The organism is Virgibacillus kekensis (assembly GCF_042654125.1).
Classification (GTDB): domain Bacteria; phylum Bacillota; class Bacilli; order Bacillales; family Amphibacillaceae; genus Lentibacillus; species Lentibacillus kekensis.
Window position 1 is genome coordinate 350413 of record NZ_JBHSFU010000003.1, and the last position, 7185, is coordinate 357597.

Here is a 7185-nt window from a genome sequence, read left to right on the forward strand (position 1 = left end):
ACAGCGTCCGTTTTTGATTGTTTCTATATTATCTGGGGTGGCTGGGCGTTTGTCACACCTCCTACCGGCACTGCGTATAATGTGGTGACTAAGGGGTGATCATGTGGAAACGCAAAAACTTCGCAAGAAAAACGGGCAGATTAATATCGTCTTAAATGAACAAAATAATATGCGTTCAGAAGCTGTAAACCAGAAACCTTTTACGGAAACTAATCCATTTTCACACATAGACAGTGAGTTCTCGTCGTTTATTGGGATGGAAAAATTAAAACAGACAATAAAGGAAATCTATGCAACCATTGTAATTAATGAAAAACGAAAGCAAATGGGGCTTACCTGTTCCAAACAGGTGCTGCATATGCTTTTTAAAGGGAATCCAGGAACTGGTAAGACGACAGTAGCCAGAAAGCTGGCTAAAATGTACCATGAGATGAATCTACTCTCTAAAGGTCACTTCATTGAAGCGGAGCGGGCAGATCTTGTTGGGGAGTATATTGGCCAGACCGCTCAGAAAACACGAGCGTTAGTCGAAAAAGCAATGGGTGGTATTCTATTTATTGATGAAGCGTACTCCTTGGCCCGTGGGGGGGAAAAAGATTTTGGTAAAGAAGCAATCGATTCACTTGTAAAGCATATGGAAGACAATCATAATGATTTTGTTCTTATTTTAGCTGGTTATCCGTATGAAATGGATCGCTTCTTAACCTTGAATCCAGGACTTAAGTCCAGGTTTCCGTTCATCCTTGATTTTCAGGACTATGAGGTCGATCAATTGACTAGAATAGCAAAGCAAATGGTCAGTGACCGGGAATATGAACTTACAAGAGAAGCCGAATGGAAGCTGCGTTCCCATTTGTATAAGAAAAAACAGGAGACACACCGTAATTTTTCTAATGGCAGATATGTCCGGAATGTTATAGAACAATCGATCCGTCAGCATGCGGTAAGATTACTGAACAGGGAGAAATTCTCAGTGGATGACTTGGTAAAGCTTACAGCGCAGGATTTGTCTATTGATGAAGAATAACATGTTAATTGTGAGGTCGGCCTAAATTTGCTATGATAAACAACAACAATAACAGTACTGGAAGAGGTATTTATATATGGCAGAGCGTATACTTATTATTTCTGTAAAACAGCAGAACCAGAATGAGGAACGATTCGAATCTTCTCTCGAAGAGCTAGTATCATTATGCAAAACTGCAGGAGGATCGGTCGAAAAGATTATGACACAAAATCGGCAGCGAGTCCATCCTGCTTTTTACATTGGAGAAGGAAAGGCTGATGAGATTCGGAAGGTTGTTGAAGAACTGGACATTGATACTGTCATTTCGAACGATGAATTATCTGCCGGTCAGCTCCGAAATTTAAGTGATAAATTTGATGTAAAAGTAATTGACCGTAGCCAGCTTATTCTTGATATTTTTGCACAACGAGCACAAACCAAGGAAGGTAAACTTCAGGTTGAGCTTGCGCAACTTGAATACCTTCTGCCCCGGTTGCACGGTCAAGGTGAGGCTATGTCAAGACTTGGTGCCGGGATTGGTACACGAGGTCCTGGTGAGACGAAGATGGAAACAGACCAGAGACATATACGGCGACGAATTTATGATATTAAGCGTAGATTAAAGCAGGTCGTACAGCAGCGTGAACAGTACCGGAAACGCAGGAAGACCAATGAAGTATTCCAAATTGCAATTGTAGGGTATACAAATGCGGGTAAGTCGACATTGTTTAATCGATTGACGAACAGTAGTTCACTGGAAGAAAATCAATTATTCGCAACGCTTGATCCCCTCACGCGGGAAATTCATCTTCCATCTGGATTGCATACTCTGATCACTGATACAGTAGGCTTTATTCAGGATTTACCAACCTCACTTGTCGCTTCCTTCCGGTCAACACTCGAAGAAGTAGCTGAAGCGGATTTTATCCTGCATGTCGTTGATGCATCCAGCCCTGATTTTGAACAGCATCAGGAAACGGTTAACGATTTGTTGCAAGATTTGGATGCTCATACAATTCCTACACTGACCGTTTACAATAAAAAAGACCTGATTAATGCTGATTTTATCGCAATACATCACCCGAATATCCTTATGAGCGCTTTGGACACAGAAAGCATCCACCAGCTGCAATTGAAAATTGAAGCGGTCCTTAAAGATGAGTGGGAATGGTACAAGGTTAAACTGTCGGCTGATCAAGGGAAAGTTCTTAACCAGCTTGCAAAACAGACAATCATTGAGAAACGTTTCTTTGATGAAACGGCAAATGAATATGTGGTGAAAGGGTATATCCGAGAGAACCATCCACTTAAAAGCTTATTGAAGGAGAAGTAAAATCAACATGATAAAACAATTAATCGGTCAAGCTGAGGAAGACTGTACTCAGCAACATAAAAATATTTCTTTGATTGTAGAGGAAAATCAACGTCGTGTTCTAAATTCTTTTCAAAACAATCGGGTAAGTGACAGTCATTTTAATTCAACTACTGGCTATGGATATGATGATTTGGGAAGAGAAGTCCTCGAAGCAGTGTATGCCAATGTATTCGGCGGTGAAGATGCACTTGTCAGGCCCCAGATGGTATCCGGGACTCACGCAATATCAACGGCCTTATTCGGACTCCTGCGGCCAGGTGATGAATTATTGTATATTACAGGAAGACCTTACGATACATTACAATCCGTTATCGGAATACATCAAACCGGCAATGGGTCCTTGAAAGACTATAACGTGACTTACAATGAAGTTAATCTGAACAGTAATGGGACGATAAATTACGAGGAAATCAGCAGTAAAGTTAATGAAAAGACAAAAGTAATTGGAATTCAACGGTCTAAAGGGTACGATGATCGGCCTTCTTTTACAATAGAAGATATAGAAGAGATGGTTAAGTTTGTAAAGCAGATTGATAAAGACATTATTGTGTTTGTTGACAATTGTTATGGCGAATTTGTGGAAGAGCGCGAACCTTTACATATAGGTGCTGATATTATTGCAGGTTCGTTAATTAAGAATCCGGGTGGCGGAATCGTCAGGGCAGGTGGGTACATTGCCGGAAAGGAAGAACTGGTTGAACAATGTGCACACCGGCTCACTGCCCCTGGCCTTGGTAAAGAGACCGGTGCAACTCTAAATATGCTGCAAGAACTTTTTCAGGGACTATTCCTCGCTCCGCATATGGTAGGCGAAGCGTTAAAGGGAGCTGTTCTAACCGCTAGATTTCTTGAACTAGCCGGTTTTAGTACTAGTCCGCATTATCAAGCGAAACGAACTGATTTAATTCAGTCGGTAACCTTCGGAAATGAAGAAAATATGGTTGCTTTCTGTCAATCAATTCAACAAAACTCTCCTGTGAATTCATATGTATTGCCATACCCGAGCGAAATGCCAGGTTATGAGGATAAAGTAATTATGGCTGCAGGGACATTTATACAAGGGGCAAGCCTTGAATTAACAGCGGACGGGCCTCTTCGTCCTCCGTTCACCGCTTTTGTTCAAGGAGGACTAACGTACAGTCACGTCAAAATCGCGCTAGAATCCGCTGCCCATTCTCTTATGGAAAAAGGTTTATTGATTGTCTAACATGGGAAAAGATAATTGCCGGTTTGACCGGTCCACTTTTCTATAAACTGTAATGTAAGGAAAGTTAACATCCAATTGACACATTCTCTAACATATGATATTATCTTTTATAAGATACATAATAGGAGGTGTTCTAATGAACGATCAGGACAGACGTTCCATGCCCCTGTTTTCCATAAGTATTGTCAAAAAGCTTACTGAGCTTACAGCACGTCAAATCAGATATTATGAAGAACATGGCCTGATAACTCCGGAACGCACATCGGGTAACCGGCGATTATTTTCCTTTAATGATGTTGATCGTTTATTGGAAATTAAAAGCCTGCTAGATAGGGGAATTAATCTTGCCGGAATTAAACACATTATTCAAACAGAACAAAAAGCAAAACAAATAGTAAAAGATGACAAAACAATTTCCGATCGGGAATTGCGCAAAATGCTCCGTAATGAATTGTTTGAGGCGGGAAGAATGGGAAAATCGAGCTTGCGGCAAGGTGAGCTGTCACGATTTTTTCACTAATATATAAATAATAACTATTAGGAGGCAATTTGATGAGTTCAGATTTAACAAAAGATCAGATAATGAAGATAATTGAGGAGGAAAATGTCCGGTTTATCCGACTTCAGTTTACGGATATGCTGGGAACCATTAAAAATGTGGAAATCCCGCTAAGTCAGCTGGATAAGGCGTTGGATAATCTGATGATGTTTGATGGGTCCTCTATTGAAGGATTTGTACGTATTGAAGAATCAGATATGTACCTAGTTCCTGATTTGGATACTTTTGTTGTATTTCCATGGACGTCCGAGAAAGGAAAGGTGGCACGATTCATATGTGACATTTACAACCCCGATGGGACACCGTTCGAAGGATGCCCGCGCTATAACCTGAAGCGGAACCTTAAGAAAATGGAGGAACTAGGGTTTGACGCCTTTAACATCGGTACTGAGCCGGAGTTTTTCCTGTTTAAACTTGATGAAAAAGGTGAACCATCCATGGAACTGAACGACCGTGGTGGATACTTTGACCTCGCTCCCACAGATCTGGGAGAAAATTGCCGCCGTGATATTGTGCTGGAACTTGAAGAGATGGGTTTTGAGATTGAAGCTTCCCATCACGAAGTAGCACCAGGTCAGCACGAAATTGATTTTAAGTACTCGGATGCAATTAAGCATTGTGATGATATTCAGACGTTTAAATTAGTTGTAAAAACTATTGCCAGAAAGCATAACCTGCACGCAACCTTTATGCCGAAACCTTTATTCGGTGTTAATGGTTCAGGAATGCACGTAAACATGTCATTATTTAAAGACGGGAAGAACAGCTTCTTCGATACGAACGGTGATATGGAGTTGAGCGATACAGCATATCAATTCACTGCAGGGATTATCAAACATGCCACAAGCTTTACAGCGGTGACAAATCCGACAGTTAATTCCTATAAGCGTCTTGTACCTGGTTATGAAGCACCTTGTTATGTAGCATGGTCAGGAACGAACAGAAGTCCATTAATCCGTATACCATCATCGCGAGGTATGAGTACTCGGATTGAGGTAAGAAGTGTCGATCCGGCTGCCAATCCATATATGGCTATGGCTGTTCTGCTTGCTTCCGGACTAGAAGGCGTGCGTAACAATCTAACACCACCAACATCAGTAGACCGTAATATCTATATGATGGATAAAAAAGAACGCGAAGAGAATGGCATAAAAGATTTACCAGCTACACTAATGGATGCCCTGGAGGAACTTCAGCAGGATGAAGTGGTATCTGAAGCAATGGGTGCCCACTTATATGAACACTTTTTAGAAGCAAAAGAAATAGAGTGGGATATGTTTAGAACTACGGTTCACCCTTGGGAAAGAGAACAGTACCTGTCCACTTATTAAACCAATATGATAAGGTTTTCGATGGGGGTGAGGGCTGAAATAGAGATAGGTTTCAACCAATTACCCCAAAAACACCCCAAAAAATGAATAAAAAAATATCATTTTAAAATACTGTCCATGTAATCTTCAAATTGGGCAGTATTTTTTTGTTCCATTTTCTTGGAAACGTGAGAGTAGACATCGGATGTGATTTGCATGCTGCCATGCCCTAAACGTTCTTGTAAATATTCATATCCGCTCCAGCTTCCAATAATAATACAGCGTGTGTATGGCGTAAGGAGTGAATAGGCAACTTTTTAATGCCAGCGCGTTTAAGAATTCGTTCGAACGCATTATACAAACTTGACTTAGGCATTATATTACCATCTTTGCGACATAGGACCAGGTTTAAATCATGTCGATACAGATCATTTATTATGGACTTATTTTGGTTCTGCCAGTTAGCATGGAAGCGAAGATCGTTAATTAGTGATTGACTAATTGTAATGGTTCTTTTGGAGTTATAATTTTTAATCGGAAAAATTTTATATTACTGGTTGCACATAATTTTTAGAATAACGTAGGTCCCATTCCAACATACTTTTTCTAATTTTTGCAGCGGTCTTTGTAATAAAAAAAATTGTCTTTTAAATCTGAAATAGAAACTACATTCTTCCAATAATTTTCCATTCCTTTTACTATAATCGCAGGGGATAGGAATAACTAAATAGAGGGGGCAGCGATGCCCCTTCTTCATTTAGGTGACAATAAAGATGGTGGAAAAAAAGTGGCATTATAAAACGGGCGGTGTTTGGGACAATAGCAAATTAATAATAATCGTGATGATCTTTCTTAAAAGCGGCTAAAACAATGATTAGCAATACAAACAGAACGACAATTAACTCAAATTCATTGTCTCTCTTTCGACCATAGTATTCGTGCGACATAAAGACTAGACCTCCTTTGTTTACAAGGGATATTACACAGTATGTTTATGAATATCATTTCGAAATGGACACACAACCAGATAAGAATGATTAAATTGCTGATTATTTTGATTCAATTGGAAGTAGGTGATTAACTAATGCTCTTTTATGACTTCATCGGTTGATTTCACAATAGAACGGTCTTTAACGGAAAAGGAAATACGGGAAGTCATTAAGTACTGCCGCCATGACTTTTAAGAAACCATACACATTTTCATGGAAACTATTACTGAATTTGAATCGCAGGTTGAACTCCTCAAAATGTTCAATTTGCCTTTACGAAACATATCCAAAACAAAAGCACAGTTGTCGGCTGTTATCCTGGAAGCCAAGCAACCAAAGGTACCGCGAAATGATTAATATTAAGAACAACGATAAAAGTCTTTATGTAAATTCAGTTACAGTTAAAAAGGTGAAGCCAAAAAAGGCACAAAAAAATAATTAATAACTAAGACATCTCACTGTGGTGTCTTTTTTATGTATACAATCCTATAGGGTATTGCCGTTTCAGTAAGAGATTTGATTCATAAAATATAGTGATGGAGGTGATAAATATGATCTGCAGACGTAACAATTTCTTTCGCGATGAAAGAAGAGCAAGAGATAAAGATCAAGTCAGAGGCGTAGAAAGAGATCGAGATAAAGACCAAGTCAGAGGCGTAGAAAGAGATCGAGATAAAGACCAAGTCAGAGGTGTAGAAAGAGATCGAGATAAAGATCAAGTCAGAGGTGTAGAAAGAGA

At 39.7% G+C, this 7185-nt stretch carries 7 protein-coding genes and 2 pseudogenes; 7 read left to right on the top strand and 2 right to left on the bottom strand.

Annotation, left to right across the window (positions count from 1 at the left end; all coding sequences use genetic code 11):
• Nucleotides 1-103: 103 nt before the first annotated feature.
• The 5 genes from spoVK (at nucleotide 104) to glnA (ending at nucleotide 5478) form a co-directional block, all read left to right on the top strand.
• Nucleotides 104-1027 (top strand): stage V sporulation protein K, encoded by a 924-nt coding sequence (gene spoVK / locus ACFO3D_RS03135; RefSeq protein ID WP_390293148.1) that lies wholly within the window; start codon nucleotides 104-106, stop codon nucleotides 1025-1027.
• A 76-nt stretch (nucleotides 1028-1103) separates the two neighbouring features.
• Nucleotides 1104-2339: a GTPase HflX gene (gene hflX / locus ACFO3D_RS03140; RefSeq protein ID WP_390293149.1), complete on the top strand. Its 1236-nt coding sequence runs from the start codon at nucleotides 1104-1106 to the stop codon at nucleotides 2337-2339.
• Nucleotides 2340-2346: 7 nt separating this feature from the next.
• Nucleotides 2347-3588, top strand: a complete 1242-nt coding sequence (locus tag ACFO3D_RS03145) for a methionine gamma-lyase family protein (RefSeq protein ID WP_390293150.1) — start codon at nucleotides 2347-2349, stop codon at nucleotides 3586-3588.
• A gap of 136 nt (nucleotides 3589-3724) precedes the next feature.
• The gene (locus tag ACFO3D_RS03150; protein ID WP_390293151.1) at nucleotides 3725-4108 is read left to right on the top strand and encodes a MerR family transcriptional regulator; all 384 of its coding nucleotides are present in this window, start codon (nucleotides 3725-3727) and stop codon (nucleotides 4106-4108) included.
• A 32-nt stretch (nucleotides 4109-4140) separates the two neighbouring features.
• Nucleotides 4141-5478 (top strand): type I glutamate--ammonia ligase, encoded by a 1338-nt coding sequence (gene glnA, locus ACFO3D_RS03155; protein WP_390293152.1) that lies wholly within the window; start codon nucleotides 4141-4143, stop codon nucleotides 5476-5478.
• Between the two features lie 98 nt (nucleotides 5479-5576).
• Here the strand turns inward: glnA and ACFO3D_RS03160 are convergent.
• Together ACFO3D_RS03160 and ACFO3D_RS03165 are read right to left on the bottom strand one after the other, a co-directional pair.
• Nucleotides 5577-5989: pseudogene (locus ACFO3D_RS03160) on the bottom strand (tyrosine-type recombinase/integrase); the annotation flags it as partial.
• A 295-nt stretch (nucleotides 5990-6284) separates the two neighbouring features.
• A complete protein-coding gene (locus tag ACFO3D_RS03165) occupies nucleotides 6285-6404 on the bottom strand; it encodes a YjcZ family sporulation protein (RefSeq protein ID WP_390293153.1) in 120 nt (39 codons plus the stop codon).
• A gap of 174 nt (nucleotides 6405-6578) precedes the next feature.
• On the opposite strand from ACFO3D_RS03165, the pseudogene ACFO3D_RS03170 reads away from it, so the two are divergent.
• Together ACFO3D_RS03170 and ACFO3D_RS03175 are read left to right on the top strand one after the other, a co-directional pair.
• Nucleotides 6579-6800: pseudogene (locus ACFO3D_RS03170) on the top strand (hypothetical protein); the annotation flags it as partial.
• Between the two features lie 197 nt (nucleotides 6801-6997).
• A partial coding sequence (locus ACFO3D_RS03175; protein WP_390293154.1) for a hypothetical protein occupies nucleotides 6998-7185 on the top strand: 188 nt, incomplete at its 3' end.

Excerpts from the sequence above, each read along its gene's own strand:
- hflX (WP_390293149.1), top strand. The coding sequence starts at position 1,104 with ATGGCAGAGCGTATACTTATTATTTCTGTAAAACAGCAGAACCAGAAT.
- glnA (WP_390293152.1), top strand. The coding sequence starts at position 4,141 with ATGAGTTCAGATTTAACAAAAGATCAGATAATGAAGATAATTGAGGAG.
- ACFO3D_RS03150 (WP_390293151.1), top strand. The coding sequence starts at position 3,725 with ATGAACGATCAGGACAGACGTTCCATGCCCCTGTTTTCCATAAGTATT.
- ACFO3D_RS03145 (WP_390293150.1), top strand. The coding sequence starts at position 2,347 with ATGATAAAACAATTAATCGGTCAAGCTGAGGAAGACTGTACTCAGCAA.
- ACFO3D_RS03165 (WP_390293153.1), bottom strand. The coding sequence starts at position 6,404 with ATGTCGCACGAATACTATGGTCGAAAGAGAGACAATGAATTTGAGTTA.